The organism is Streptomyces sp. NPDC059080, assembly GCF_042739975.1.
GTDB classification, from domain to species: domain Bacteria; phylum Actinomycetota; class Actinomycetes; order Streptomycetales; family Streptomycetaceae; genus Streptomyces; species Streptomyces benahoarensis.
Genome location: NZ_JBHYGX010000006.1, coordinates 130996 through 157317, shown reverse-complemented (window position 1 = coordinate 157317; position 26322 = coordinate 130996). Strand labels below are relative to the sequence as shown.

The 26322-nt window shown below is 72.4% G+C and carries 25 protein-coding genes and 1 pseudogene; 6 read left to right on the top strand and 20 right to left on the bottom strand.

The features are described from left to right. Positions 1-53 precede the first annotated feature (53 nt). Complete coding sequence (locus ACFWWQ_RS07010; RefSeq protein ID WP_384591371.1) at positions 54-2333, top strand: FtsX-like permease family protein; 2280 nt, start codon at positions 54-56, stop codon at positions 2331-2333. Positions 2334-2405: 72 nt separating this feature from the next. On the opposite strand, the gene ACFWWQ_RS07005 is transcribed toward ACFWWQ_RS07010, so the two are convergent. Beyond that, positions 2406-3389 carry a hydrogen peroxide-inducible genes activator gene (locus ACFWWQ_RS07005; protein WP_384591368.1) on the bottom strand — a complete coding sequence of 328 codons (984 nt, stop codon included), beginning with the start codon at positions 3387-3389 and terminating at the stop codon, positions 2406-2408. Positions 3390-3684: 295 nt separating this feature from the next. Here ACFWWQ_RS07005 and ACFWWQ_RS07000 point away from each other — a divergent pair, with 295 nt between their 5' ends. Beyond that, positions 3685-4239, top strand: a complete 555-nt coding sequence (locus ACFWWQ_RS07000) for a peroxiredoxin (protein WP_384591365.1) — start codon at positions 3685-3687, stop codon at positions 4237-4239. A gap of 11 nt (positions 4240-4250) precedes the next feature. Then, positions 4251-4784, top strand: coding sequence for an alkyl hydroperoxide reductase (locus tag ACFWWQ_RS06995; protein ID WP_384591362.1), 534 nt, complete (start codon positions 4251-4253; stop codon positions 4782-4784). 82 nt (positions 4785-4866) lie between these two features. On the opposite strand, the gene ACFWWQ_RS06990 is transcribed toward ACFWWQ_RS06995, so the two are convergent. The 4 genes from ACFWWQ_RS06990 to ACFWWQ_RS06975 all read right to left on the bottom strand — a co-directional run bounded on the left by ACFWWQ_RS06990 (position 4867) and on the right by ACFWWQ_RS06975 (position 10195). Beyond that, on the bottom strand, positions 4867-6417 hold the full coding sequence (locus ACFWWQ_RS06990) for an AI-2E family transporter (protein WP_384591359.1): 1551 nt from the start codon (positions 6415-6417) through the stop codon (positions 4867-4869). 135 nt (positions 6418-6552) lie between these two features. Beyond that, entirely contained in the window at positions 6553-7257 is a 705-nt protein-coding gene (locus ACFWWQ_RS06985) for a lytic transglycosylase domain-containing protein (RefSeq protein WP_384591356.1), read from the bottom strand. 410 nt (positions 7258-7667) lie between these two features. Continuing rightward, positions 7668-9005, bottom strand: coding sequence for a PhoH family protein (locus tag ACFWWQ_RS06980; protein ID WP_384591353.1), 1338 nt, complete (start codon positions 9003-9005; stop codon positions 7668-7670). Positions 9006-9415: 410 nt separating this feature from the next. After that, positions 9416-10195, bottom strand: coding sequence for an isoprenyl transferase (locus tag ACFWWQ_RS06975; RefSeq protein ID WP_384591649.1), 780 nt, complete (start codon positions 10193-10195; stop codon positions 9416-9418). Positions 10196-10336: 141 nt separating this feature from the next. Between ACFWWQ_RS06975 and mgrA the strand changes: the two genes are divergently transcribed. After that, on the top strand, positions 10337-11374 hold the full coding sequence (gene mgrA / locus ACFWWQ_RS06970; protein ID WP_384591350.1) for an L-glyceraldehyde 3-phosphate reductase: 1038 nt from the start codon (positions 10337-10339) through the stop codon (positions 11372-11374). A 474-nt stretch (positions 11375-11848) separates the two neighbouring features. Further along, positions 11849-12211: a DUF192 domain-containing protein gene (locus ACFWWQ_RS06965; RefSeq protein ID WP_384591347.1), complete on the top strand. Its 363-nt coding sequence runs from the start codon at positions 11849-11851 to the stop codon at positions 12209-12211. Positions 12212-12476: 265 nt separating this feature from the next. Here ACFWWQ_RS06965 and ACFWWQ_RS06960 read toward each other — a convergent pair whose 3' ends face one another. The 12 genes from ACFWWQ_RS06960 to ACFWWQ_RS06905 form a co-directional block, all read right to left on the bottom strand. Next, positions 12477-13145 (bottom strand): OmpA family protein, encoded by a 669-nt coding sequence (locus tag ACFWWQ_RS06960; RefSeq protein ID WP_384591344.1) that lies wholly within the window; start codon positions 13143-13145, stop codon positions 12477-12479. An 8-nt stretch (positions 13146-13153) separates the two neighbouring features. Next, complete coding sequence (locus ACFWWQ_RS06955; protein ID WP_384591341.1) at positions 13154-13735, bottom strand: hypothetical protein; 582 nt, start codon at positions 13733-13735, stop codon at positions 13154-13156. 67 nt (positions 13736-13802) lie between these two features. After that, a complete protein-coding gene (locus tag ACFWWQ_RS06950) occupies positions 13803-14528 on the bottom strand; it encodes a pilus assembly protein TadG-related protein (RefSeq protein WP_384591337.1) in 726 nt (241 codons plus the stop codon). 38 nt (positions 14529-14566) lie between these two features. Further along, a complete protein-coding gene (locus tag ACFWWQ_RS06945) occupies positions 14567-14734 on the bottom strand; it encodes a hypothetical protein (protein WP_384591334.1) in 168 nt (55 codons plus the stop codon). A gap of 476 nt (positions 14735-15210) precedes the next feature. Beyond that, positions 15211-16104: a DUF5936 domain-containing protein gene (locus ACFWWQ_RS06940; protein ID WP_384591330.1), complete on the bottom strand. Its 894-nt coding sequence runs from the start codon at positions 16102-16104 to the stop codon at positions 15211-15213. Positions 16105-16123: 19 nt separating this feature from the next. Next, complete coding sequence (locus tag ACFWWQ_RS06935) at positions 16124-17068, bottom strand: type II secretion system F family protein (protein ID WP_384591327.1); 945 nt, start codon at positions 17066-17068, stop codon at positions 16124-16126. Further along, the gene (locus ACFWWQ_RS06930; RefSeq protein WP_384591324.1) at positions 17065-18402 is read right to left on the bottom strand and encodes a CpaF family protein; all 1338 of its coding nucleotides are present in this window, start codon (positions 18400-18402) and stop codon (positions 17065-17067) included. Before ACFWWQ_RS06930 ends, ACFWWQ_RS06935 begins: the two co-directional genes overlap by 4 nt. Continuing rightward, positions 18399-18944 carry a TadE/TadG family type IV pilus assembly protein gene (locus ACFWWQ_RS06925; RefSeq protein WP_384591321.1) on the bottom strand — a complete coding sequence of 182 codons (546 nt, stop codon included), beginning with the start codon at positions 18942-18944 and terminating at the stop codon, positions 18399-18401. The genes ACFWWQ_RS06930 and ACFWWQ_RS06925 overlap by 4 nt, the downstream gene beginning before the upstream one ends. Next, a complete protein-coding gene (locus ACFWWQ_RS06920; RefSeq protein WP_384591317.1) occupies positions 18941-19333 on the bottom strand; it encodes a TadE/TadG family type IV pilus assembly protein in 393 nt (130 codons plus the stop codon). Before ACFWWQ_RS06920 ends, ACFWWQ_RS06925 begins: the two co-directional genes overlap by 4 nt. Positions 19334-19542: 209 nt before the next feature. Further along, a complete protein-coding gene (locus tag ACFWWQ_RS06915) occupies positions 19543-20895 on the bottom strand; it encodes an AAA family ATPase (RefSeq protein ID WP_384591314.1) in 1353 nt (450 codons plus the stop codon). A 13-nt stretch (positions 20896-20908) separates the two neighbouring features. After that, positions 20909-21625 carry a Flp pilus assembly protein CpaB gene (cpaB, locus tag ACFWWQ_RS06910; protein ID WP_384591311.1) on the bottom strand — a complete coding sequence of 239 codons (717 nt, stop codon included), beginning with the start codon at positions 21623-21625 and terminating at the stop codon, positions 20909-20911. Beyond that, on the bottom strand, positions 21622-23124 hold the full coding sequence (locus ACFWWQ_RS06905) for a hypothetical protein (protein WP_384591308.1): 1503 nt from the start codon (positions 23122-23124) through the stop codon (positions 21622-21624). The genes cpaB and ACFWWQ_RS06905 overlap by 4 nt, the downstream gene beginning before the upstream one ends. 322 nt (positions 23125-23446) lie before the next feature. On the opposite strand from ACFWWQ_RS06905, the gene ACFWWQ_RS06900 reads away from it, so the two are divergent. Next, entirely contained in the window at positions 23447-24493 is a 1047-nt protein-coding gene (locus tag ACFWWQ_RS06900; protein ID WP_384591305.1) for a chitinase, read from the top strand. A gap of 111 nt (positions 24494-24604) precedes the next feature. On the opposite strand, the gene ACFWWQ_RS06895 is transcribed toward ACFWWQ_RS06900, so the two are convergent. The 3 genes and pseudogenes from ACFWWQ_RS06895 to ACFWWQ_RS06885 all read right to left on the bottom strand — a co-directional run bounded on the left by ACFWWQ_RS06895 (position 24605) and on the right by ACFWWQ_RS06885 (position 26319). Beyond that, positions 24605-25522 carry a serine protease gene (locus ACFWWQ_RS06895; RefSeq protein ID WP_384591302.1) on the bottom strand — a complete coding sequence of 306 codons (918 nt, stop codon included), beginning with the start codon at positions 25520-25522 and terminating at the stop codon, positions 24605-24607. Between the two features lie 194 nt (positions 25523-25716). After that, positions 25717-25908 (bottom strand): annotated as a pseudogene (locus tag ACFWWQ_RS06890) (GntP family permease); the annotation flags it as partial. Continuing rightward, positions 25909-26319, bottom strand: coding sequence for a RidA family protein (locus ACFWWQ_RS06885; RefSeq protein ID WP_384591299.1), 411 nt, complete (start codon positions 26317-26319; stop codon positions 25909-25911). Positions 26320-26322 lie beyond the last annotated feature (3 nt).

Here is a 26322-nt window from a genome sequence, read left to right as displayed (position 1 = left end):
CTCCCGCGGCTCCCGTGCCCGTCCGGGCGCGTGGCTGGTGCCGCGATCTGTTGATGGGGATGCGGTTCGCCGCGGGCGGCGGCCGCGAGGGCTGGACGCGTACGGCCCTGACGGCGGTCGGCGTGGCCCTCGGCGTCGCCGTGCTGCTGATCGGCGCGTCCGTACCGACGCTGATGAACGCCTGGCACGGCCGCGAGAAGGCCCGCGAGAACCTGGGCCAGCTGCACGAACCGCCGCGCGGCGACACCACGGTGCGCTACGCGAGCGCCGACACCGTCTTCCACGGCGAGCGGATCCGCGGCCGCCTGGTCCAGCCCGACGGTACGCACCCGCCGGTGCCGCCCGGCATGGACCGTCTGCCCGGGCCGGGCGAGATGCGGGTCTCCCCGGCGCTCAAGGAGTTGCTGGCCGAGCCGGGCAGCGCCCTGCTGCGGCAGCGGCTCCCGTACAAGGTCACCGGCGTCATCGGCGACGCGGGGCTCCAGGGCCCGGCGGAGCTGACCTATGTCGCGGGCGGCACGGCGCTGCGCCCGCCCGACTGGCACCGCATCGACCACTTCGGCAAGAGCTGGACCCCGCGCCCGCTGAGCCCGCAGGGCACCCTGCTGGTGATCATGACGTGTGTGGCGCTGCTGACGCCGGTGACGGTCTTCATCGGCACGTCCGCGCGGTTCGGCAACGACCAGCGCGAACGGCGGCTGGCGGCGCTGCGGCTGCTCGGCTCGGACATCGCCACCACCCGCCGGGTCGCCGCCGGTGAGGCGCTGTTCGGCTCGGCGCTGGGGCTGGCGGGCGGCACCGCGCTGTTCCTCGCCGCCCGGCAGACCGCCGGGGCGATCACCTTGTGGGACGTCAACGTCTTCCCCGCCGACATCCGGCCCGGCCCGCTGCCCGCCGCGCTGATCTCCGTCCTCGTCCCGGCCGTCTCGGTCCTGGTGGCGCTGTTCGCGCAGCGCGGGGTGACGGTCGATCCGCTCGGTGTGGTGCACCGGCGGCCCGCGCCGCGCCGCCGGCTGTGGTGGCGGCTGCTGCCGCCGGTGCTCGGCGCGGCGCTGCTGGTCCCGCTGCTCCGGCGGCAGGGCTGGGACGACACCCCCGCCAACACCGCGGAGCTGGCCGTCGGTTCGATGCTGCTGCTGCTCGGCGTCACGGCGCTGCTGCCGTGGCTGGTCGAGGCGGTGGTGTGCCGGTTGCGCGGCGGCCCGGTGCCCTGGCAGCTGGCCATCCGCCGCCTCCAGCTGGCCGGGGGTTCGGCGACCCGCGCGGTCAGCGGCATCACCGTCGCGGTGGCCGGGGCCATCGCCATCCACATGCTCTTCACCGGTATGCAGTTCGGCTTCGCCGAGGCGTACGCCCGCTCCGGCGCGCTGCCCCGGCTCGGCTACACCGCGCAGGCCGACAGCTGGCGGCAGACCGAACGGGCGCTCACGGCGGTGCGCGCCACGCCGGGGGTGACGGACGCCCGTGGCGTCATCGAGGCCGCCGCGGACACCCTGCCCAGCAGCGACAGCTTCCCGAACCTCGCCGTCGGCAGCTGCGCCGAACTGCGCCGGGTGGCCGCGCTGGACTCCTGCCGCGACGGCGACGTCTTCGTGGCACAGGGCCGCGACACGAAGGCGGTACGGCCGGGCGCCGCCCTCGACCTCAACCCGGCGTTCTCCCCGGAGGACCGCGCCACCCCGCACCCGTGGACGGTCCCCGCCGACGCCCGTCAGGTCCGGCTCCTGTATACGGGCCAGGGGCCGGACGACCACCGCTACGACGTCCTGGCCACCCCGTCCACCGTCGACGTCCGCCGCCTGGGCATGGGCGACATGGCGCTGCGCGTCGGCTTCGACCGCTCCGTCCCGGACGCCGTCGAACGCATCCGTACCGCGTTGGCGCAGGTCACCCCGGCGGTGTACGAAAGCTCCGCGGTGGACAACCCGCACGACCGGGCCTACTCGGGCGTCCGCAACGGCCTGTTCGCCGCCGCCGCGGTCACCCTGCTGCTGATCGGCGCGGGCCTGATCATCTCGACGGTGGAACAGCTCCACGAACGCCGCCGGATCCTCTCCTCCCTCCACGCCTTCGGCGTCCGCCGGTCCGCGCTGAGCTGGTCGGTCCTGTGGCAGACGGCGATCCCGGTCCTGCTCGGCCTGGCCCTCGCGGTCGGCTGCGGTCTGCTGCTCGGCGCACTGCTGCTGCGGATGATCCACGCCGAGGTACGGGTGGACTGGCCGGTGGTGGCCGGGATGACGGGCATCGGCGGCGGCGTGATCCTCTTCGTCACGGCCCTGAGCCTGCCGCCCCTGTGGCGGATGATGCGGCCGGAGGGGCTGCGGACGGAGTGAACGGGCGGGCCGGTCGGCTCACGGCGCGAGGGGCCGGGCGCCCCGGGCCGAGCCCCTCCCGGGCCCGAGCGTCTACGACGCGGCGCCCCCGTCCCCCGTCCCCGCCTCCACCATCCGCACCGGCAACCCCCGCATCGCCACCCGCAGCGCCGCCGCGAACTCCTCGAACTCGCGCTGGCGCGCCGCGCCGCTGCGCATCGCCAGCGCGATCCGCCGGGCGGGCGCCGGATCGGCGAAGTACCCGGTGGTCAACTCGTCGTTACGGGCGGTCTCCACGCGCAGCGCGGTACGCGGCAGCAGCGTCACGCCGAGGCCGCCGGCCACCAGCTGGACCAGCGTCGACAGGCCCGCCGCGCTGGTCGTGACCGGCACGCCCTCCTCGCGCCCGGCCTCCCGGCAGATGTCGAGGGCCTGGTCGCGCAGGCAGTGCCCCTCGTCGAGCAGCAGCAGATCCAGCTCCTTGAGCGCTTCCCGCGGGATGTCGCCGCGCCCGCCCAGCCAGTGCTCCTTCGGCGCGACCAGGACGAAGTCCTCGTCGAACAGCGGGAGTTCGGTGATCTGCGGGACGCCGAGCGGCACCGCGAGCAGCAGCAGGTCGAGCCGCCCGTTCCCGAGCCCGTCCAGCAGCGAGGCGGTCTGCTCCTCGTGGACCTGGAGGTCGAGGTCGGGGTAGGTGTCGTGGACCAGTCGCAGGACCGTCGGCAGCAGATACGGCGCGACGGTGGGGATCACGCCGAGCCGCAGCGCTCCGGTGAACGGCGCGCGGGCCGCCTCCGCCTCCTCCAGCAGATCCCCGACGGCCGCCAGCACCGCACGGGCCCGCGCCGCGACGCGCTCCCCGGCGGTGGAGAGCAGCACCTTGCGCGTGGTCCGCTCCAGCAGCTGCACGCCGAGCGTCTCCTCCAGCGCGGACACCGCCCCGGACAGCGCGGGCTGGCTCATCCCGATCTCGGCCGCCGCCTCCCGGAAGTGCAGATGCTCGGCGACCGCCACGAAGGCCCGCAGCTGCGCCAGACTCGGCTGCCGCGCCCGGCCCCCGCTCACCGGCGACGCCACTGACAACCACCTCCGATCAACACATTCCAGTCTACGGAGCCGCCGCCCGAACGACGGCGCCCACCGGTTCCGGCCTCTTCCACGGCGCTTCCCCCGCACCCGTAGACCGATTTTCGGCGCACCGACACCGCTCACCGGCACACAGAACGCCCCCGAACAGCACTGATAACCTCATCCAATCAACATCAACAACTCTGGCTATTTCCCTGATCAATACCCCGTATGGCACTGTGTTATCCGTCCAACCCTCAAGGAATGCCCTAAAAAGGGACTTCCGGTGTTGCAAGGAGAGCGCGTGCTCACTGTCGGTGACAAGTTCCCCGAGTTCGATCTGACCGCCTGCGTTTCGCTCGAATCCGGCAAGGAGTTCGAGCAGATCAACCACAAGACCTACGAAGGCAAGTGGAAGATCGTCTTCGCGTGGCCGAAGGACTTCACCTTCGTGTGCCCCACCGAGATCGCCGCCTTCGGCAAGCTGAACGACGAGTTCGCCGACCGTGACGCCCAGGTCCTCGGCTTCTCCGGCGACTCCGAGTTCGTGCACCACGCCTGGCGCAAGGACCACCCGGACCTGACCGGCCTGCCCTTCCCGATGCTCGCCGACTCGAAGCACGAGCTCATGCGCGACCTGGGCATCGAGGGCGAGGACGGCTTCGCGCAGCGCGCCGTCTTCATCGTCGACCAGAACAACGAGATCCAGTTCACGATGGTGACCGCCGGCTCCGTCGGCCGTAACCCCAAGGAGGTCCTGCGGGTCCTCGACGCCCTGCAGACCGACGAGCTGTGCCCCTGCAACTGGTCCAAGGGCGACGAGACCCTCGACCCGGTCGCGCTGCTCTCGGGCGAGTGAGCTGATCCGACATGGCTCTCGATGAACTGAAGTCCGCCGTACCGGACTTCGCCAAGGACCTGAAGCTGAACCTCGGCTCGGTCATCGGCAACAGCGACCTCCCGCAGCAGCAGCTGTGGGGCACCGTCCTGGCCTGCGCGATCGCCTCGCGCTCGCCGAAGGTGCTCCGCGAGCTGGAGCCGGAGGCCAAGGCCAACCTCTCCCCCGAGGCGTACCAGGCCGCCAAGTCCGCCGCCGCGATCATGGCGATGAACAACGTGTTCTACCGGACCCGGCACCTGCTGTCGGACCCGGAGTACGGCACGCTGCGCGCCGGTCTGCGGATGAACGTCATCGGCAACCCGGGCGTGGACAAGGTCGACTTCGAGCTGTGGTCGCTGGCCGTCTCGGCCATCAACGGCTGCGGTATGTGCCTCGACTCGCACGAGCAGGTGCTCCGCAAGGCCGGTGTGGACCGCGAGACGATCCAGGAGGCCGTCAAGATCGCCGCCGTCCTCCAGGCCGTCGGCGCCACCCTCGACGCCGAGGCCGCCCTGGCGGAGTAATCCGCCCGCGCACCGCGCACCTTGAAGAAGCCCCGTGGACCGTTGGGTCCACGGGGCTTCTTCGCGTCTCCGGAGCGGTCGGTCAGTCCCGCGACGGCGGCCGCGCCGGCGTCGGCGCCACCCCGATCGCCGTGGCGCCGCGCGGCTGCGGCGCCATCCGTACCGCCTGTTCCAGGGAGTACGAACGGAGGTAGCCGACGACGGTGTTGGTGACGGCGACCAGCGGGACGGCGACCACCGCACCGCCGATACCGGCGATCAGGCCGCCCGCCGCGACGGAGAGGATCACCGCGAGCGGGTGGACGCGGACCGCGCGGCCCAGGATGAACGGCTGGAGGATGTGGCCCTCGATCTGCTGCACCGCCAGCACCACCGCGAGCACCATCAGCGCGGTGAACATGCCCTGGGTGACGAGCGCGACGACACATGCCAGCGCGCCCGAGACCACCGCGCCGATCAGCGGGATGAAGGCGAACAGGAAGATGAAGACGGCGAGCGGCACGGCCAGCGGCACCTTGAGGAAGTAGAGCCCGGTGCCGATGAAGAACGCGTCGATCAGGGCGACCAGCACCGTGCCGCGGACGTACGCGGTCAGCGTCCGCCAGGCGCGCGGCCCGGCGCCCGCCACACCCTCGCGGGCGGCGAACGGGACCAGCTTCAGCATCCAGTTCCAGATCCGCCGGCCGTCGTAGAGCAGGAAGAGCGTGGTGAACATCGCCAGCAGGATGCCGGTCAACACCTCAAGGACGACGGTGACGCCCTCCAGACCGGCGGAGGTGATGGCCTCGGTGTTGGCGCCGACCGCGTCCTGAAGGTTCTTGGCGATGTTGTTGATCTGGCTCTCGGTCACATGGAACGGGCTCTTGAGCAGCCAGCCCTTCAGCTCGGTGATGCCCTCCTGGATACGGTCGGAGACCGAGTCGATGTTGGCCTGCACCTGCCAGACGACGAACCAGCCGACCAGGCCCATGATGACGAAGCCGCCGATGAAGGTCAGCGCGGTGGCGAAGCCGCGCGGCAGCCCCCGGCGCCGCAGCCAGGCAACCGTCGGCTGCAACAGCGCGGTGATCAACAGCGCCGCGACGAAGGCCAGCACGACCAGCTCGATGGTGGTGATGACCTGGGCCAGCACCCAGAGCGTCCCGGCCAGCACCAGCAGCCGCCACCCCGCCTCGGCGGCGACCCGCACCCCCCACGGCACCGCCGACGCCGGATCGGGCCGCGCGGCAACGGCCGGAGCGTACGCGGGCGGCGCGGGGACGGCGGCCGCACGGCCCGCACCCGCCTCCCCCTCGGACGGGGGCACGGTACTCCCGGACGCCGGCGCCGCGGCCACGGGCGTCACGGCCCCCGGCGCAGCAGCTTCCAGAGCAGCGGCCCCCGGAGCCACGGCCCCCTTCGCCGCCGCGGACGCCTCCCCCACCCCAGGCGCTTCAGGCCCCGGCCGCGCTCCCCCCGAGGCCGCGGCGGCATCCGTCCAGCCCGGGGGCCGGGGACTCCCGTCACGCCGCAGCGCCTCCGCGTCCTCGGCCGCCGCCGCGGCTTCCGCCCGGCGGCGCTGTTCCTCCAGCCGGTGCGCGAGCCGCGTCAGACCGGCGCCGAGACCGCCGACCCATTGAGGCAATCTGGACATGTCGTTCCTCTTCCCCTCCCGCCCCCCACTCCTGACGGGACGACGTTACCTGTGCGGGACACACGAAACCCCCGACGCTGACGCGGTCGGGGGTTTCGGGGCGTACGTGAGGTGCAGCCGGAGGCCGGGGTACGTCTAGTACCAGCTGTTGGCCTGCCAGAAGCTCCAGGCGCCGCAGGGGCTGCCGTACTTGCCGTTCATGTAGTTCAGCCCCCACTTGATCTGGGTGGCCGGGTTGGTCTGCCAGTCGGCGCCCGCGGAGGCCATCTTGCTGGCGGGGAGTGCCTGGACCAGACCGTAGGCGCCGGAGGAGGCGTTGGTGGCGCGGTAGTTCCAGGTGGACTCGTGGTTCACGATGTTGCTGAAGCACTGGAACTGATCGGCCGGGACCATCTGTCGCGCGATGGCCTGCGTCTCAGCAACTGTGTACGAGCCCTTGGCGACGAAGTCGCTGGCATCACGGGCCGCGGAGCGCGACGCCTCCAGCTTCTTCTTCTCCCGCGCCTCGGCGGCGGCCTTGGCCTTCGCCTCGTCCGCGGCGTCCTTCTTCTCCTTCGCGGTCTGCGCGGCGGCCTTGCGTGCCGACTCCTGCGCGGACTTGAGGGCTGCCGCATCGGCCTGGGTGGACTGGGCGTCCGCCTGCTGTGTCAGGGAAGCCGTCTGCACCTGGGCCTGCTGGCCCGCGGGGAGGTCGGCGATCGTCGCGTCGGCTGCCGTGGCTTGGGTGTTGCTGCCATCCAAGCCCGGCTGGTTGCCTGCAGCGACGCCGACTACGGCGCCGACGGTGGTGACCGCGGTGGCGGAGGCCACGGCGAATCCCCGGACCGAGATCCGGCTCACACGATTTCCTTCCAGCATCGCCCGCATAGGTGACCTCGCGGACGCAATCGTGCCCCTTGGCGCTGGCTTCCCTTGTTCCGCCCCCTGTTGAGCGGCGGGGGCGACTGGTCACAGGAGGCACGGGCCCGGTACGTCCCCCTCAGGGTTCGCGTGGTGCTCGGGCGGCATACGGCGGTTCACTATGAAGTTCGGGTGGTGCCGCACCTCTGGGGATGCTGGTGGTGCCGTATGCGGGGCCTGACAGGACCCAGACTCTGCCTGACAGGGCCACCGGGAATCAATTCTCTACCGGGTGTGAAAGCTCACACCCGGTTTGCCCCCCTGAGATTCACGGATATTCCCGCGCATCAGAACGCCGCCCGGTTAGGCTCCTTGGCCTCCCCGGGCGGCGTCCCGTCGTACACACCGGATCAGATGCTGCCGTCCTCCAGCATTTCGGTCACCAGCGCGGCGATCGGCGAGCGCTCCGAGCGGGTCAGCGTGACATGCGCGAAGAGCGGGTGGCCCTTCAGCTTCTCCACCACGGCCACCACGCCGTCGTGCCGCCCGACCCGGAGGTTGTCGCGCTGCGCGACGTCATGCGTCAGCACCACCCGGGAGTTGGCCCCGATCCGGGACAACACGGTCAGCAGGACGTTCCGCTCCAGGGACTGGGCCTCGTCGACGATGACGAACGCGTCGTGCAGCGACCGGCCGCGGATATGGGTCAGCGGCAGCACCTCCAGCATGCCGCGCTCCACGATCTCCTCGATGACCTCCTTGCTCGTCACCGCCGAGAGCGTGTCGAAGACCGCCTGCGCCCAGGGGCTCATCTTCTCGGACTCGTTGCCCGGCAGATAGCCCAGCTCCTGCCCGCCCACCGCGTACAGCGGCCGGAACACCATCACCTTGCGGTGCTGACGGCGTTCCAGCACCGCCTCCAGGCCCGCGCAGAGCGCCAGCGCCGATTTGCCGGTGCCGGCCCGGCCGCCCATGGAGACGATGCCGACCTCCTGGTCCAGCAGGAGGTCCAGGGCGATGCGCTGTTCGGCGCTCCGGCCATGGATGCCGAACGCCTCACGGTCGCCCCGCACCAGCCGCACCGCGCCGTCCTCGGTGACCCGGCCGAGCGCCTTGCCGCGCTCCGACTGGAGGACGAGCCCGGTGTGGACGGGCAGCTCGGCGGCCTCCGGTACGTGTGCGACCTCGTCGGCGAAGAGTTCGTCGACCTGATCGGCGGTGGCGGCGATCTCGCTCATGCCCGTCCAGCCGGAGTCGGTGACGGCCAGTTCGGCGCGGTACTCCTCGGCGAGCAGTCCGACGGAGGACGCCTTGATCCGCATCGGCAGGTCCTTGGAGACGACGGTCACGTCGTACCCCTCGGCCTGGAGGTTGCGGGCGACGGCGAGGATCCGTGCGTCGTTGTCGCCGACATGGCTGTGGCCGTTCCAGAACGCGGCGGGCAGGATCCCGGGGTCGGAGTGGTTGAGTTCGACTCTGAGGGTGCCGCCCAGGTCTCCGATCGGGAGGGGCGCGTCCAGCCGCCCGAACCGTACGCGGTACTCGTCCAGCAGGCGCAGCGCCTGCCGCGCGAAGTACCCCAGCTCTGGATGGTGCCTCTTGGCCTCCAGCTCCGTGACCACCACGACCGGCAGGACGACCTCGTGCTCGTCGAAGCGGGACATGGCGCCTGGATCGGCCAGCAGGACGCTGGTGTCGAGGACGTAGGTGTGCCGGCCGCTCTCACGGCGCTTGTTGCTGTTCACCACGGGTGGACGAACCCCCTCGGATGAGGTCGGGGTGCGACGGCGTCGCGGGGGACAGGACCGGGTTCTGGCCGCGCTGCGCGGGCCGAACACCGGCCCTCCGCGTCGTCCGTGCGGGTCGCACGGGCCTCCGTGATGCGCAAAGGGCCTCCCGGGCGGACGGCCCCATGCCGTCCGCTGAGATACGGCGCCCGTGTCTGATTCCGGACGCCGACCTGCCAGGAACCTTCCCGTGTTGGGGTGCGACCATGCCCGGCGCGCGGGCGCACAGGCGGTGAACCTTGGATGACGCGCGCCGCGTACGACCGTGCCCCGGCCACCACCTGGGGTGACCGGGGCACGGGAGAAACCGGGGCCGGAGCTTCACCGGGGCGCCCCGAGGGGGACGTACCGGGCATAACGGACGTGGCGGGCTAGCCGCCGTAACGCCGGTTCCGGGCCGCGTAGTCGCGCAGGGCGCGCAGGTAGTCGACCTTCCGGAAGGCGGGCCAGAAGACCTCGCAGAAGTAGTACTCGGAGTGCGCGGACTGCCAGAGCATGAACCCGGAGAGACGCTGTTCGCCGCTGGTGCGGATCACCAGGTCCGGGTCGGGCTGGCCGCTGGTGTAGAGGTGGTTGGAGATGAGGTCGATGTCGACGGTCTCGGCCAGCTCCTCGAAGGAGGTGCCGCGGTCGGCGTGTTCGAGGAGGAGGGAGCGGACCGCGTCGGCGATCTCCTGGCGGCCTCCGTACGCGACGGCGACGTTGACCAGGACGCCGGTGTTGTCGACGGTGTCCTCCTCCGCCTGCTTGAGGACATGCTGGGTGTCCGAGGGCAGCAGGTCGCGGTTGCCGACGTGGTGGACGCGCCAGCGGCCGTCGGCGGCGAGGTCGCGCACGGTGTTCTCGATGATGCCGAGCAGTGGCGTCAGTTCGACCTCGGGCCGGTCGAGGTTGTCGGTCGACAGCAGCCAGAGTGTGACCACCTCGACATCGGTCTCGGCGCACCAGCCCAGCAGTTCGCCGATCTTGACGGCGCCGGCCTGGTGGCCCTGCTCGGGCGTGCGGCCGTCGGCCCGTGCCCAGCGGCGGTTGCCGTCGAGGATGACGCCGATGTGCTTGGGCACCTGGCTGTGGTCCAGCCGGCCCTCCACCCGCCGTGCATACAGCCGGTAGACCAGATTCCGCAGTGCCTGCGGATACGGGATACGCATCCCGGAAGATCGCAGCATGAGTGTGGTCCAGCCCCTCCGTGCCCATTGGCGGTCGCCCCGTCGCCTAAGTACGTACTTTACTTCTCGGGCGTGTCGGCAGCCCCATCAGGTGTCTCTCGCGACCGTGATAGGGAGTTGACCATGACTGATTCTTCTCCGTACCGCGCCGCGGATTCGCGCTACGACGCCATGGAGTACCGGCGCACCGGACGCAGCGGCCTGAAACTTCCGGCCATCTCTCTGGGACTCTGGCACAACTTCGGTGACGACCGCACCTTGAGCTCGCAGCGCGCGATCCTGCGCCGCGCCTTCGACCTGGGCGTGACCCACTTCGACCTGGCCAACAACTACGGTCCGCCGCCCGGGTCGGCCGAGCTGAACTTCGGGAAGATCTTCGCTCAGGACTTCCGGCCCTACCGCGACGAGATCATTCTCTCGACCAAAGCGGGATATCGGATGCATCCCGGCCCGTATGGCGAATGGGGTTCGCGGAAATATCTCCTCTCCTCGCTCGATGCCTCGCTGAAGCGGATGGGCGTCGATTACGTCGATATTTTCTACTCGCACCGCTTCGACCCGGAAACCCCGCTGGAGGAGACGATGGGCGCCCTCGCGTCCGCCGTCCGCCAGGGGAAGGCGCTCTACGCCGGCATCTCGTCGTACAGCTCCGCGCAGACCCGGGAGGCGGCCCGGATTCTGCGCGGTATGGGCGTTCCGGCGCTGATCCACCAGCCGTCGTACTCGATGATCAACCGCTGGACCGAGGACGACGGGCTGCTGGACACCCTGGAGAGCGAGGGCATGGGCTGCATCTCGTTCGCGCCGCTCGCGCAAGGGCTGCTCACCGACAAGTACCTGCACGGCGTCCCGGAGGGCTCGCGCGCCTCGCTGGGCAAGTCGCTCGACCCGGGGCTGCTCTCCGAGGACGTGGTACGGCGGCTGCGGGGGCTCAACGAGATCGCCGCCCGCCGGGGCCGGTCACTGGCGCAGCTGGCGCTGGGCTGGGTGCTGCGGGACCCGCGGATGACGTCGGCGCTGATCGGGGCGAGCAGCGTGGCGCAGCTGGAGGCGAACATCGCGGCGCTGGGCGCCCCGGCGCTGACGGAGGCCGAGCTGTCGGAGATCGACGCGTTCGCGCAGACCACCGACGGGGTGAACATCTGGGCCCGCCGGAGCTGAATCCGGCGGGAGGCCCGGGGGCCGGAGTCCCGGGCCGGTCCCGGGCCCGGGAGGCGGTGTGCGCCCCCTTGTGCCGTGCGCCCCCTTGTGCCGTGTGCCCCTGGCGTGCGCCGGACGCGGCGGAAGGCACAGGAACGGAGTCTGAAAGAAAACCCCAAAGAAAAAGCGGGCCGGTCCGTGGGGGGGGATACGGACCGGCCCGAGGGGGGGCTTCCACCATAACCCCATGAGCCCTGCGGTGTGCGCAACATCGGAAAACCGGTGTGCCCCGGTCGCGCGCCGGGGCGCACCGCCGCCACCCGGACGGCCGCCGCGGCCCTCGTCAGGCTGCTGCCACGGCCGCCGGGAGCAGCCCGCAGAGCACCCCGGCGATCAGGTACGGTCGCGGCGGGCGGGCCCGGGGCACCCGCACGGTCGCGGGTGGGCCCGGGGCGCCCGTACCGCCGTGGGCGGGCGGCTGGTAGAACGGCGGCCATGGCGCGTTGGCGGGACGGTACGGGGACGTTGTACGGGGCGGGCACTCCGGTCGCGGTGGAGATTGCCGCGTCCTACCGGGCACGCAGGCGGGGACTGTTGGGCCGGGACGGGGTGACGGGCGCGCTGCTGCTGACGCCCGCGAGTGGGGTGCACACCTTCGGGATGCGGTTCGCGATCGATGTCGCCTATCTCGACCGGCAGTTGCGGGTGCTCGCGGTGCGCACCATGCCGCCGGGGAGGCTGGGGCTGCCGCGTCCGTGTGCCCGCCATGTACTGGAGGCGTCGGCGGGGGCGATGGGCGGGTGGGGGCTGGTGGCAGGGGTCCGCCTGACGGTTCGCACGGGGGAAGCCGGCCCGTAGGGGACGGGCCGGGGCGCCCCTCGGCGGGAGCCGTCCCGTAGGCGACGGGGTCACGGGCGCCCTTCGGCGGGGGACCACGCGGTGGCGGCGCGGCCCGGTGGCAGGCGCGGCCCGGTGGCGGCGCGGCCCGGCAGCAGGCGCAGCCCGGCGGCAGGCGCAGCCCCGGAGGTCCAGAGCCGCACCGGAGGTCCAGAGCCGCCCGCGAGAGAACCAGCACACGCTGACGCACCATCACGACCTTCAGGGACCAACCCTGCCGGATACGTCAATCCTCCCGAGGGAAACTGACCTCCACCCGACGGTTCTTCTTCCGCCCCTCCTCCGTGGAGTTGTCCGCGATCGGGTACTGCTCGCCGTAGCCGCGGATTTCGAAGGTGAGGGCGGAGCCGAGGTCCTGGGCGAGGCGGCGCTGGACGGCTCCGGCGCGTTTGCGGGAGAGGGTCAGGCCGTGAGCGGCGGAGCCGAGGTTGTCGGTGAAGCCGAAAACCCGCAGCTTCTTGGCGTGTTGTTCGGTGACCTCGTCGGCGATGGCGGCGATACGGGAGCGCGCGTCGTCGGTGAGCTCGGCGCTGTCCTTGCCGAACAACACCTCCGCCTGGAGCGCGAACGTCACGTTGTCGTTGGTGTCCTGGCGGCGTTCGGCCCCGTCGTCGGTCTCCACGACGGACTTGATGTTGAGGACCTTCGACGGGGCCAGCGTGGCGCCCTGCACCATCCGCAGATCGGGGTCGCGCGCATCGATGGCGACCGGCGGGGTGGTGTCCTCGGTCAGGCCGGGCGGGGTGTCGGCGTGCGCCACGGGGGCGGCGAGCCCGGTGGCCAGCAGCAGGGCGGCGGCGGTGACGGCGCGGCCGGTCCGGGCGGCGCGCGGCGGATGCGTACCGGCGGGGCGGGTGCCGGTCGGGTGGGGGCGGGGCGGGTGTGTCGCGGGCATGGGCGCGGTCACTCCGTGATCCGTACGTCGGCGGGCGGCATCGTCGGGAGCTGGAAATCGACCTCGGTGACCTTGGCGGGCGGGGCGGGGAACTGCGCGAAAATCGGGCGGCTCTCGCCGGGCCGCAGCCCGCTCAGGCCCGTGGTGCACAGGCATTCGCCGTCGGTGTCGCGCAGCACGAGGTACCGCTTCTTGCCCGCCTTGTCGACGAGGGTGGCGCCGGAGAGGGAGGAGCGGGAGCGGAGTTCGGATTCGTTGGAGCGCCAGTCGACGGCGTTGAAGACGCGGGTGCCGTGGTTGGCGACGGTGCCGTTGACGGTGACGAAGCCGCCGGAGTCGCGGACGACGGAGTGCAGGGTGACGGTGACACCGTCCGGGCCCTTCATCTCGCCGATGTCCTTGTCGACGTCGGCGGCAGGGGCGGTGGGCTCGGCGGAAGCGGGGCCGGCGTTGCGGGCCGGGGCCCGGTCGTCCGTCCCTCCTCCCCCGGCGTCGCCGCCACCGCAGCCGGCGACGACCAGCGCCAGGCCGACCGCGACGGCCGTGGCGGCCGCCCCTCGGGCGGCTTTCGTGGTGCGCCGCATGCTCATGGGTGCCAGTCCTTCGGTCGTCAGCGGTTCGGTGGGCGGTCGGCGGCACCCGGGACCGGCGGCGCGGTCATCGGGCGAGCCGTACGGCGAAGAGGTCGGTGGCCTCGGGCAGTCCGCGGCCGTCATGAAGGTCGCCGGGCTCCAGATGCCATGCCTTCCCGTCGCAGACGAGCCCGGGGAGGGGGGTGTCGTCCGTGCCGTGGGGGTCGTCCTTCCCCTTTCCCGCACCGGGGTCGCCGGTGCCGTGTCCGGGGGTGGAGGAGGGTACCCGCCCGCCGGGGGTCTGCGGTCCGGTCGTCGGGGGCGTGTCGCCGATCGCGCCCGCATGGCAGCGGGGTTCGACGACGGCGGTGGCGGTGGCCCGGGCGTGGGCGGACTCCGTACCGGGGATGACGGAGCGGCCGACGGCGGAGCGGGCGCGGACCTGGACGGCGAAGGAGGTGGGCCAGGAATCGGGGGTGCAGTCGGTGAGGACCGCGTCGTTGCGTCCGGCGAACCAGCCGGCGTTGTCGCAGGCGACGCGGGAGTCGGCGCCGCGGCCGTCCAGCAGATCGCGCCAGTCGGCGCCGGAGCGCAGCGCGTCGAAGAGGTTCTCGGTCAGCCGGTCGCGGTACTTCTGCCCGGCGGCGAGGGCGGCGGCGTCGGCGGCGGTCTGGGCGCCGCCCCGGCTCGCGGCCGCCTGGCCGACCGCGAAGAACGCGAGGGCGAGGAAGAGCAGCCCGGCGACCGCCACGATGTACACCGGGAACGCCTGTCCGGCATCGCGCGGCGGGCGGGCGGCGGGGGCGGTCATGGCAGCGCCGGGCGGGGCGGGTGCGGGGGCGCGGCCCGCTAGATGCCGACGACTTCGGAGATCTTGTCGGCGATGGCGTTCGCGATCTGACTGCCGAAGTCCGTGGTGGACAGCACCAGGACGATCGCCACGACCACCGCGATGATGCCGAGGTACTCGATCGAGGTCTGCCCCCGGTCGTCGTTCCTCATAATCCGCTTCACCATCGTCTTCTCCTCCATGGGCCCCCGTACCGCTCTGGTCCGGCTGGGCAGTCCCCGTGGTGTCGGCGCGTGGCTCCGCGGTCACGACACGAGAAAAGTACGCCGGAAAAGCGCTCCTGGGACAGGGAATCCCTACCCCAACCTGTTCGGAGGACACGGCGAGGGGCCGGAGCGAAAGAATCCGGCCATTCGGCGTGCGTGGCGGAAGCGACGCCCCTCGCACTCCGTTCACCCCCGATCCCCCTGCAATCTTCGTGCGGGACATCCCGTACCCCGATGGCGGCTCCACTGTGACACAACTCGTTGCTTCTGCGAAGGAGTTGGCGGCAAGCCGTCGTCGTCCGCATACGGTTTTGGCCGCGTGCCCACATCCGGTACACGGCGCTCCGCCGGGCGCCCGGAGCGGTCCGGCGATACGACCGTCCGGGCACGGCGCGCGGCGCGTACGGGTGAAAGTGGCGGCGACATGTCGGCGGCTTTCATTTCCCCATCAGGGAGCCGAAATCGGTGCCGGAGCCGAGGAAGAACCCGGCGATCAGCAGGATCATGGTCGCCGGGACCATGAAGGTGGTGACGACCATGGTGGCCTTGGGGACGGCGCGGGCGGCCCGGCGGCGGGCGTTCTGCGCGTCGGTGCGCCGCATGTCGTCGGCGATCTGGATGAGCGTGTCGACGATCGGCGCGCCCAGCTCCTCGCCCTGTTGGAGCGCGGTGACGAACTGCGCGACCTGCTCGGAGTCGTTGCGTTTGCGCAGTTCCTCGAAGGCGGTACGGCGGCTGACGCCCATGTCCATCTGGCGCAGCGTGATGCGCAGTTCGTCCGCCCAGGGGCCTTCGTAGCGGTCGGCGACGCGGTCGAGGGCCTGGCGAAAACCGAGCCCCGCGCTGACGACGACGGCGAGGACGTCGAGGAAGTCCGGCAGGGTCCGTTCGATGGTTTCCTTGCGTTGGCGGATGGCGGAGCGGATGCCGACCTCGGTCCAGAAGCAGGCGAACAGCACCATCAGCACGCCGAGCAGCGGCTGGCCGCGCAGGAACATCACCAGCGCGCCGAACAGCCCGAGCGCGCCGTAGACCGCGCGGCGGGCGGCGTAGCGGTCGACGGTCAGCCCGCCCGGGTTGCCCGCCAGGTCGATGCGGCGGCGCAGGCGCGAGACGCGTTCCGGGCCCATCAGCCGCAGCACCAGCGGCGCGTAGCGCATGCCCGTACGGTCGACGGCCGAGCCGACGGCGGTGGTGCGGCGGGCGCCGACCTCCAGGGAGAGGGCGAGGTCAGGCGGGAGTTTCGCCTCGCGGCGGTAGAGCGCGAGTCCGCCGCAGACGCCCGCGACGGACAGCCCGAAGAGCAGCGCCAGCAGAATTCCGGTGCCCATGCGTTGCCGTTCCCTGTCCCTAGACGTCGATCTTGGAGAGCCGTCGGATGAGGAAGAAGCCCAGTCCGTAGAGGACGAACGCGGCGACGACGGCGAACTGGCCGAGGAAGGAGGAGGTCATCCGGTCGATGGCGCCGGGGGCGATGCGGTTCATCAGCAGCAGGGTGCCGATGCCGAGCAGCGGCACGACGTACGCGGTGACGGTGACCTGGGAGAGCTGGGTGCGGACCTCGCGGCGGGTCTCCTTGCGCTCCTCCAGTGTGCGGGTGAGGTTGCGCAGCGAGCCGACGACGGTGCCGCCGGCGCGGTTGGCGAGGACCAGCGTGGTGACGAGGACGACGAGTTCGCGGGAGGGAAGGCGTTCGGCGAGTTCGCCGAGCGCTTCCTCGACGGAGTGGCCGACGGCGAGTTTGTCGGACACCTTGGCCAATTCCTGACCCGCCGGCGCCTCCAGCTCCTCGGCGGCCATCCCCAGCGCGGTGCGCAGCGCCAGGCCCGCCTGGGTGGCGTTGGCGAGGATGCGGGAGAGCTCCGGGAGCTGGTTGATGAACCGTTCGGTGCGTTTGCGGCGCTGCCAGTCGAGGAAGGCGAACGCGGCCCAGACGGCGGTGAGCGCGGCGATCGGCCCGAAGAACGCGGCGAGGACGGCGTGCGCGACCAGCCAGAGCGCGACGACCGCCCCGGCCAGGTAGGCGGTGAACTCGCCGGGGGTGACGTCGAGTCCGGTGGCGGCCAGCCGTTTCTCCAGGCGGCGGCCGTAGCGGGTGGCGCGGACCGCGCGGTCGAGGGCGGCGAAGCGGCGGCCCCGGCCGGACACCGGCGGGCGGTCGTCGGCGAGCCGGTCCACGACGGCGCGGCGCCGGTCCCGCCCGGACGCGTAGAGCTGGAGCCCGGCGACGGCGAGGACGCAGCTGAGCAGGGCGGCGCCGACGGTGAGGAGCGCGGGGTCGAGGGCGCGCGTCATCGGGCCTCCCGGGTGGCGAGCTGATCGTCGGTCGCGGCGACGCCGAAGGCGGGCGGGACGGACTCGCCCGCCATCCGCAGGCGTTCGGCGGTGCGGCGCGGCAGCGGGAAGTGGCGGATGTGGCCGTGGACCTGCCGGTCGGCGGTCATCGGTTCGGTCTCGAAGCGGCAGACGGCGGCGAGGCGGTACGCCTGGTGGCCGCGGGAGTCGAGGAGGGCGACCTCGGTGATGCGGCGGGCGCCGTCGGCGCCGCGCCCGAGCTGGACGAGGCAGTCGACGGCGCTGTTGATCTGGTCGCGCAGCGCCTCGAAGGGGATCTTGACGTCGGACATGGAGGCGAGGGTCTGGAGCCGCATCAGGGCGTCCTCGGCGCTGTTGGCGTGGACGGTGGCGAGCGAACCGTCGTGGCCGGTGGACATGGCCTGGAGCATGTCGAGGGTCTCGCCGCCGCGGACCTCGCCGACGATGATGCGGTCGGGCCGCATGCGCAGGGAGTTGCGGACCAGGTCACGGATGGTGATGCGGCCCTTGCCCTCGACGTTGGGCGGGCGGGACTCCAGGCGGATGACGTGGCTCTGCTGGAGCTGGAGTTCGGCGGCGTCCTCGACGGTGATGATCCGCTCGCCGTCCGGGATGAGCCCGGAGAGCGCGTTGAGCAGGGTGGTTTTCCCGGCGCCGGTGGCCCCGGAGACGACGATGTTGAAGCGGGCGCGGACGAGGGCGGCGAGCAGCAGCAGCGTCTGCTCGTCGAGGGTGCCCATGCCGAGGAGTTCGGCGAGGGCGTAGGCGCGGGGGAAGCGGCGGATGGTGAGGACGGCGCCGTTGAGGGCGAGCGGCGGGATGATGACGTTGACGCGTTCGCCGGACGGCAGCCGGGCGTCGACCATCGGATTCGACTCGTCGACGCGGCGGTTGACGGTGGAGACGATCCGCTCGATGGTCTGCATCAGCTGCTCGTGGGAGGCGAAGCGGACGGGGACGGGCTCGACGCGGCCGTGGCGTTCGACGTAGATCCGGTCGGGGCCGTTGACCATGATCTCGGTGATGGAGGCGTCTTCGAGGAGCGGTTCGAGGACGCCGAGGCCCAGCGCCTCGTCGACGACGCGGCGGATGAGCAGATCGCGTTCGGCGGTGGAGAGGACCGGGCCCTCGCGGCTGATGATGTGGCCGAGGACGCGCTCCAGGCGGGAGCGGCGTTCGACGGCGGTCAGCGCGGACATCTCCGCGAGGTCGATCTCCTGGAGGAGCTTGGCGCGGTAGACGGGCACCAGCCGTCCGTCGGAGCGGGCCTCGCCCTCCGGTTCCGGGGCGGCGATCCGGCCTTTGAGGCTCATGGCGCGAGGACTCCTTCCGGGGCGGCACCCGGTGCGTGCGCGGCCGCGGGGCGGGGCATCGTCGCGCTGCGGCTGACGGTGCCGAGGGAGACACCGGGGATGAGGGAGGGCAGGGTGACGGTCGCGGTGGCACGGACCGCGTCGCCCGCGCCGTCGACGCCGATCCGGGCGCGGTCGGCGACCCACCCGGTCATCGCGGCGCGCCCGGCGGCGGCCGGGTCGCGTGGGCGGTCGAGCGGGTCGAGCGAGGCGGTCCGGGCGGCGGCGCGGGCGCCCGTACCGGCCTGCTGCACGGCGAAGGCGGCGACGCCGAGCTGGACGACGGCGAGCGCGACGACCAGCAGCAACGGCAGGAAGCCGAGGAATTCGATGGATGCCTGGCCGCGGTCGCGGGCGTGGGCGCGGAGGCGGGCGTGGGCATGGGCACGGAGGCGGGGGTGGGCGCGGAGGCGGGCGGGCACCCGGCTCTTCCACCGCGCAGGCTGCGCCGCCCTCGTCTCCCTCGTCTTCCTCGTCTCCCTCGCCTCCCTCGTCGTCCTCATCGCCCCTCCTCGTCAACGGCTCCCGCCGTGCCGCTGACCGTCCAGGGGAAGGCGGCCGCGCCCGGGAAGAGGACCGGGACCTTGAGGCGTACGGTCGCGTGCCAGAGGCCGGAGTCGGCGGCGCAGGCCGTGGTGGCGGCGGTGCGCCAGGAGGCGGGGAGTTCGCCGGTGGCGGCGGTGCGGCAGGCGCCCGGGCCGCCGCCCTGGAGCGCGACGGCGGCGCGCGCGCCCCGGTCGGCGGCGTGCGCGGCGAGCGAGAAGGTGTAGCCGACCAGCACGAACTGCCACAGCAGCACGAGCACCAGCAGGATCAGCGGGAGCATCCCGACGAACTCGACCGTGACCTGGCCGCGGTCCCCGGCGTAGCGGGGCCGCGGGGCCGCATGCACGTGACGGGGCCGCCGGGCCACCCGGGCGCTACGGGGCCGGGCACAACGGCAGAGGGCCGGGCACGCCGCACCGGCCTGGCCGCCCCCGGCCCGACGCTCCGGGCCGGGCCGCGCCGCACGCCTCGGATCACCGCACCGGGCCGCCCGCACCACGCCGCCCCGTCCGCACCACGCCGCACTCCCCGCCCCACGGGCCCACCCCACCCCGCTCAGCCTTCCTCGTACGGAGCGGCCGGGCCCGCCGGGGACGAGAGGGCGGACGGGCCGGGAGCGGTCTGGGGAGCAGCGGGCCCGGCGGTCAGGGCCTTGCGGCGGCGGCCGGTCAGGGACGGGCGGGTGCGGTGGCCGGACTTGAGGCGGGGGACGCCGGACGAGGCGGCCACCAGGCCCAGTTCACCGGCGAGCGCCCACAGGGCCGCGCGGACGGTGGAGCGGGCGTCGAGGTCCTGTATCCGGCCGGAGTCGACGCAGGGCTGGAGCTCCTTGAAGGCGGCGGGGATGGTGGTGGCGGCGACGGTGGTGCCGGTGGCCTTGGCGATCAGCGGGGGCTGGATCTCGGTGTGCCGGGTGAGGCGGTTGACGACGGTGAGGGTGGAGCCGGCCTTGCGGATCCGCAGCCGGTCCCAGAGCCGGACCTGGCGTTTGGCGGCGCGTACGGCGACGACGTCGGGGGTGGTCACCAGCAGGGCGGTGTCGGCGAGTTCGACGGCGGCGGCGTTGGCGGACTGCATCTGGGAGCCGCAGTCGGCGATGACGACGTCGTAGCGGGCGCGCAGCGCGGTGACGATCTGCCGGGCGGCGCGGTCGTCGACCTCCTCGCCGCGTTCGCCCTCCTCGGGCGCGAGGAGCAGCGCGAGGCCGGTGGGGTGATCGTGTATGGCGTCGGCCAGGACGCGGGCGGAGAGGTCGGCGATTCCGGCGAGGTCGACGACCGAGCGGCGGAACTGGACGTCCAGGTAGGAGGCGATGTCGCCGGACTGGAGGTCGAGGTCGACGAGGGCGACGCGGCGGCCCGCCTGGCGGGCGGCGAGGGCGAGTTGGACGGCGGTGACGGTGGTGCCGGTGCCGCCCTTGGCGCCGGTGACGGTGAGCAGCGTCCCGGCCGGTCCCGGTGGGGCCTCGCGGCCGCCGCCGAGGTGGACGCGGACCCCGGCGGCCCACTGGGCGGCGGCCTGGACCCGCGCGGCGAGTTCGTCGTGACCGAGCGGCAGCCCGGCGACGCCGCGGGCGCCCGCGTCCATGGCGGCGGAGTAGAGCGCGGGCCCCGCGTCGGCGGTGAGCAGGACGACGCCGACGGCGGGGAAACGGAGCGCGACCTCGCGGATCAGGTCGAGGGCGGGCAGCGGTCCGATGCGTTCGTGGACGAGGACCACCTCGGGCAGCGCCTCGACGGCGGCGGGCCCGGCGGCGTCCGGCGGCGCGGCTCCGGCCAGCGCGTCGAGGAGCGCGGCGGATTCGGCGACCGGCGGCGCCGCGGCCACGTCCGGCACCCCGGCGAGCAGGGCGGTCAGGGCGCGGGCGGCGTCGGGGTCGCCGACGGCGGGCAGGATGCGGATGGTCACCGGGGCCTCCGGGTCACTTGTCGCCGTCCAGGGTGTAGGTGCGCTCGCCCGGCGGGATGGCGCGGTCGGAGCCGGGGGCGAGCAGGGCGAGGCGTACGTGGGAGGCGAAGGACTCGGCGTAGGCGACGCGTTGGGCGTCCTTGGTGTCGAGCGAGAAGGTGATCGGGACGGCCTCGCCCTCGCGGCGGGTGCCGGAGGCATCGCCGGGGTCCTGTGCGGCGAGCGGGGTCAGCTTGCCGACGTCGATGACCTGGGCACCGGCCACGATGACCTTGGAGACCGGCTTGTCCTCGGGGCGCTTGCCCTCGAAGGTGGCGTAGATGTTGACCCGGGCACCCGGGGTGATCTTCCCGGCGACGCCGGTGGCCGCGTCGATCATGATGGCGATCTCCTGGCGGCCGGGCTGGAGCGCGGGCCGGGCGACGATCATGTCGTTCTGGAGCAGCGAGCCCTTGTGGAGCGGGGTGACCGCTATCTTCCCGCTGAGGGCGTCGAGGTCGGTGACGGCGGTCGGCGGCAGCCAGCGCTCGGGCATCGCGACCTTCTCGAACTGCCCCGGGTCGAGCGGGGTGTAGGCCGGCACATCGGCCTTCAGCCGGTACGCGGTCCGCTCCGGGCCGACCTTCGACTCGACGTTACGGATGACGGAGAGCACCCCGGCGAAGGCGCCGGCCGCGCACAGGACCGACAGCAGGAGCAGGATCAGGCCGCGGCGCTGACGTGCGTTCATGGGTGGGGGACCTCGATCGGGGCGGGACGGGGCTGTTGCGGACGGGGCTGTTGCGGACGGGGAACGCCCCCGGGAACGCCGGGCGGCGCCACCGGGGAGAGCCCGAGGGCGTACGCGGGGCCGGAGGGGGGCGGGGCGAAGGGCGCGGGACCGGCGAGAGGGAGACCGGTGGGCGGTGGCCCGGTGGGCGGCGGTCCGGCGAACGGGCCGCCGGGGAGCGGGCCGGGGAGCGGCGGGCCGCCCGGGTGCGCGCCCGGGTACCGCGGACCGGTGGGCGGCGCGTCCGGTGGCAACGAGGCGGGGGCCGCGGGGAGACCCGGTACGCCCGCCGTACCGGGGGCACCCGGCTCGCCGCAGATGCCCGACGGCCCGCCGACGCCCGGTGTCCCGGAAACGCCCGGCAGCCCCGGCAGCCCCGGCGCCCCCGGCACCCCCGGCGCGCCGAACGGCTGGGCCACGGGGGGCGCTTCCCCGGGCGGCATCGCCGCGGGCGGCACCGCACCGGGCGGCATCGCAGCGGGCAGCGGGCCGGGCCGCACAGTGTCGGCAACCCGCACCCCGGTCCCCGGGCCACCCTCCATGGCGGCCCCGGCACCGCCCCCCGGCGGCAGTGCGTTCCGCGTGCCCGTCGAGCCGCCGGTCACCGCGCGTCCACCTGCGGCAACGTGCTCCCCGCCGCGGCCGGGCGTACCGCAGAACGCGCAGCGGTCGCCGAGGAGTTCGAGGCCGCACCAGCCGCAGTCCTCGCGGCGTACCGAGGAGACCAGGCGGTGCAGCAGCGCCGGGTCGGGGATGGCGGCGGCGAACTCGACGAGCTTGCGGGTGCCCCACCAGCGGGCGGACTCGGCGGGCAGCGGCACCTCGTGAGTGCCGCGCACCTGCCAGGCGGGGGCGAGGACGGAGCCGACCCAGTCGCCGCTGAAATGCCCCCTGGCGACCGTCAGTTCCGTGGCGTACGAGGGGGCGGGCAGGGCGGCCTCGGTGCTGTGGCGCTCCACTCTGACCAGGTGCGGCGCGGGCGCGGCAAGGACCGCGAACTGCACGCCGGGCAGCCAGGACGCCATATGGGCGCGGAGGTCGACCGCGACGCGCTCCAGCCCGCCGACCGTACCGAGCAGCGCCCCGGCGTGGATGTAGTGCGCCAGCAGCCGGGCGGCGCAGGCGAGGACGCCGGGGCTGAGCGCCGAGCGGGAGAGTTCGCGCAGCTGTCGGGCGAGGACGGCGAGGCCCAGGGGCGGCAGGTCCACCTTGACCAGGGCGATGCGGTCGCTCTCCAGGAGGCCACGGAGGGTGTGCAGCCGCCGTACGTGCGCCTCCGGGCAGGCGTCGGAGTACAGGACGACAAGATGGCCGTGGTGTTCGAGGACCGCGGCGGTCTGCGTCAACGCCTCGTCGAGCGGCTGGAGATGCGGGGCGGGGAGCACCACCGCCGCGGGGGTGGTGCGGTCGGCGGCGGGCAGCGCGAGATCGGAGCCGGTGACGGCAATCGCGGTCGGCACGCGCTCCCTCCCAACTCCCTCCGGCCTCCGGATCCCGGGACCGCTGTCTGCACTGCTTGCGCACTCGGCGCCGTACGTCCAGCACTTTATCCGCGAGATACGTCCGGGAGAACACGTTCCGGGCCACTCGCCCCGCCCCTGCGGCCCCTGCGGAAGGGCCACTTCACCTCCTCGCCATCGTCACGCCCGCCACCCGCACGGGGCAACGGGTGGTGTCGGAAACCTTGACAGGGGCATTGGTCTGGACCACGTTGTACGGCAGCACAGGGGCCCCTGAGCGCGCATCCGCACACCCCCAACTCCCCCACACACGGAGGCAGTCGTGGTTGGCGCACGAAGCAGGAAGACACGTTCCGGTACGACGAGGAAGGCGCTGCCGGCCGTGGTCGCCGTGGCGGCGCTACTGTCGGGCGGCGCGCTGTCCGCGGGCACCGCACAGGCGGCGCCCGACAGCCACCGGCAATCCGCTCCGGCGGCGGGCGCGTCCGCCGTCGCCAAGCACGCGGTGACCGGCTACTGGCAGAACTTCGACAACGGCGCCACCGTCCAGAAGCTCAAGGACGTCGACGACGCGTACGACATCATCGCGGTCGCCTTCGCCGACGCGACGGGCAAACCGGGCGAGATCACCTTCACCCTCGATCCGGCGGTCGGCTACGGCTCCGCGGACGACTTCAAGGCCGACATCAAGGCGAAGCAGTCGGCGGGGAAGTCGGTGATCCTCTCCGTCGGCGGCGAGAGGGGTTCCGTCTCCGTCAGCGACTCCGCCTCCGCGGACACCTTCGCCGCGTCGGTGAACACGCTGATGGACGAGTACGGCTTCAACGGCGTCGACATCGACCTGGAGAATGGCCTGAATTCCACCTATATGACACAGGCGCTGAAGGCGGTGCACGCCAAGCACCCCGATGTGGTGGTGACGATGGCGCCGCAGACCCTCGACATGCAGTCGCCGCAGAACGAGTACTTCAAGACGGCGCTGGGGATCAAGGACTTCCTGACCGTCGTCAACATGCAGTACTACAACAGCGGTTCGATGCTGGGCTGTGACGGCAAGGTCTACTCGCAGGGCACGGTGGACTTCCTGACCGGGCTCGCCTGTATCCAGCTGGAGAACGGTCTGGATCCCTCACAGGTCGCCCTCGGCGTCCCGGCGTCCTCCAGCGCGGCAGGCGGCGGCTACACCGCGCCGTCGGTGGTCAACGACGCGCTGGACTGCTTGACGAAGGGCAGCGGCTGCGGCACGTTCAAGCCGTCGAAGACGTACCCGGGGCTGCGCGGCGCGATGACCTGGTCGACGAACTGGGATGCGGCGAACGGCAACGCCTTCGCCTCCCAGGTCGGCGGGCACGTGCACGGGCTGCCGTAGCCTCCCGCGGCGCGGGCCCGGATGCGGCGGGCCTCCCCAGCGCCACCCCCCATACGGGCCGGGCCCCGCGTAGCGTGCGCGCGGGGCCCGGCCTCTTCGTATGACGCGGTATCAGCGGCGGACGCCGGACGGCTTGGGGAGTTCACAGCCGGAGGCGTTCAGGTCGAGCTTGTTCCCGGCGGTGAAGCACTTCGGGATGCCGTAGGTCTCCTGGCCGTAAGGGGTGCCCTTGTGGACGGTGACCTGGCCGCTCTCGTCGACCTCGCACGGGTTGTTGAGCGTGCACTTCTCACCGTCCTCGTTGACGGTGTTGTTGATGGCGGTGACCTTGCCGGTCTCGTCGTCGACCACCGGGGAGCCGGAGGTGCCGCCGATGGTCTTGCAGTCGGTGGTGTAGCGGACCGAGTCCTTCCAGGTCCAGTCGCCCTCCTTGAGCTGGGGGACGAAACCGTCGATGGAGCAGGCGTAGGTCTGCTTCCAGTAGCCCGACACGACGGTGATCTTGTGCCCCTGGGTGGGGTGCGCGGTGTCCACCTCCAGCGGCTTGATGCCGTACTTCTGCTGGATGTCGGCGTAGGTGGAGCCGGTTTCGTACAGGGTGACGTCGGTGTCGGTCATCGTGGCGTAGACGACCTTGGTGGCCTTGACGGTGCCGAGGTCACCGGCGCCGGCGTCGAGGACGGTGAAGCTGCGGCTGGAGGGCTGGTCGACGATGACCTCACCGGCGCCGGGCATCCCGGACTCCAGGCAGTGTCCGTTGGTCATGACGAGCGCCGGGTCGGTGTCCTTGGACGTGGGCAACTTGACGATCGAGCCGGAGCAGTTGCTGAGCGCGACGGTGCCGGCGAAGTCCACGGCCTTGGTGTGGACGCCGTGCTGCGCCGGGGCGGATATGGGCGTGGCCGCACGGAACGTGTGGGGGACGTCCGTACCGGACTTCGGGGCGGCACCGGCCGTTCCGGCGGTGCCCACCAGGGCGGCGGCGCCCAGGACGACGGTGGCGAGGGTGCCGACGAGAGGTCGGTTCATTGTGGGGTCCTCTCATGCTGCGTACCGCAGGGCGAACAGCCCTTCGGTTTGTCGTGCGCATTGTTGGCTGGGCCGGGCCCCAGGGCAATGAATCGGCCCGAATCGAGGGGAAGTTGGCGCACCGTGCCACCTTGCGCCGCCCGGAGCGCCGTGGTCGTCCCGTTCCGTCCAGGGGAGGGGAAGGGGTACGGACAGGACGACGGCGTGTCGCGTTCGGAGATGCCGAAGTACTTCGCGACCGTCCAGAAGCCGCCGTCGTTGACGTGCGAGCCGAAGATCGAACCGGCGGAGATCGCCATGATGATCAGCGCCAGGTGCGGCTGGGACAGGCCCTGGTTCTGGACGAGCGGCAGGACAATCCCGGCGGTCGTGACGATGCCGTCGGTTCAGCTCAGGACGGCGAGGGCGTCGATCTCGATGAGCAGGCCCTTGGGCAGACCGACGTAGACGGTCGTACGGGCGGCGGGCGGCGCCTGGAGGCCCTGCTCCTCGAAGTAGGCGTTGTAGATCTCGTTCATCTCGGCGAAGTGGTCCACGTCGGTGAGGTAGACGCGCATCATCATGACGTCGTCCCAGCTCGCGCCGCCCTCTTCGAGGATCGCCTTGACATTGGCGAAGGTCTGGAGGGTCTGCTCGCGCAGGGTGGGGCCGGCCGGGGTGGGGGCCTTCCCCTCCTCGGCGGGGAGGAAGCCGACCTGGCCGGCGACCTGGAGGAGGTTGCCCTTCTTGACGCCGTGGGAGAACTTCGCCGGCGGGGTGGTGTGGGTGGCCGGGGTGAGCGCGGTCTTCTCGGTCATGGT

Excerpts from the sequence above, each read along its gene's own strand:
- ACFWWQ_RS06930 (WP_384591324.1), bottom strand. The coding sequence starts at position 18,402 with ATGAGCCTCAAAGGCCGGATCGCCGCCCCGGAACCGGAGGGCGAGGCC.
- ACFWWQ_RS06885 (WP_384591299.1), bottom strand. The coding sequence starts at position 26,319 with ATGACCGAGAAGACCGCGCTCACCCCGGCCACCCACACCACCCCGCCG.
- ACFWWQ_RS06975 (WP_384591649.1), bottom strand. The coding sequence starts at position 10,195 with ATGCGTATCCCGTATCCGCAGGCACTGCGGAATCTGGTCTACCGGCTG.
- ACFWWQ_RS06935 (WP_384591327.1), bottom strand. The coding sequence starts at position 17,068 with ATGACGCGCGCCCTCGACCCCGCGCTCCTCACCGTCGGCGCCGCCCTG.
- mgrA (WP_384591350.1), top strand. The coding sequence starts at position 10,337 with ATGACTGATTCTTCTCCGTACCGCGCCGCGGATTCGCGCTACGACGCC.
- ACFWWQ_RS06940 (WP_384591330.1), bottom strand. The coding sequence starts at position 16,104 with ATGGGCACCGGAATTCTGCTGGCGCTGCTCTTCGGGCTGTCCGTCGCG.
- cpaB (WP_384591311.1), bottom strand. The coding sequence starts at position 21,625 with ATGAACGCACGTCAGCGCCGCGGCCTGATCCTGCTCCTGCTGTCGGTC.
- ACFWWQ_RS06960 (WP_384591344.1), bottom strand. The coding sequence starts at position 13,145 with ATGCCCGCGACACACCCGCCCCGCCCCCACCCGACCGGCACCCGCCCC.
- ACFWWQ_RS06990 (WP_384591359.1), bottom strand. The coding sequence starts at position 6,417 with ATGTCCAGATTGCCTCAATGGGTCGGCGGTCTCGGCGCCGGTCTGACG.
- ACFWWQ_RS06895 (WP_384591302.1), bottom strand. The coding sequence starts at position 25,522 with ATGAACCGACCTCTCGTCGGCACCCTCGCCACCGTCGTCCTGGGCGCC.
- ACFWWQ_RS06955 (WP_384591341.1), bottom strand. The coding sequence starts at position 13,735 with ATGAGCATGCGGCGCACCACGAAAGCCGCCCGAGGGGCGGCCGCCACG.
- ACFWWQ_RS06995 (WP_384591362.1), top strand. The coding sequence starts at position 4,251 with ATGGCTCTCGATGAACTGAAGTCCGCCGTACCGGACTTCGCCAAGGAC.
- ACFWWQ_RS06950 (WP_384591337.1), bottom strand. The coding sequence starts at position 14,528 with ATGACCGCCCCCGCCGCCCGCCCGCCGCGCGATGCCGGACAGGCGTTC.
- ACFWWQ_RS06965 (WP_384591347.1), top strand. The coding sequence starts at position 11,849 with ATGGCGCGTTGGCGGGACGGTACGGGGACGTTGTACGGGGCGGGCACT.
- ACFWWQ_RS06925 (WP_384591321.1), bottom strand. The coding sequence starts at position 18,944 with ATGAGGACGACGAGGGAGGCGAGGGAGACGAGGAAGACGAGGGAGACG.
- ACFWWQ_RS07010 (WP_384591371.1), top strand. The coding sequence starts at position 54 with ATGGGGATGCGGTTCGCCGCGGGCGGCGGCCGCGAGGGCTGGACGCGT.
- ACFWWQ_RS06945 (WP_384591334.1), bottom strand. The coding sequence starts at position 14,734 with ATGGTGAAGCGGATTATGAGGAACGACGACCGGGGGCAGACCTCGATC.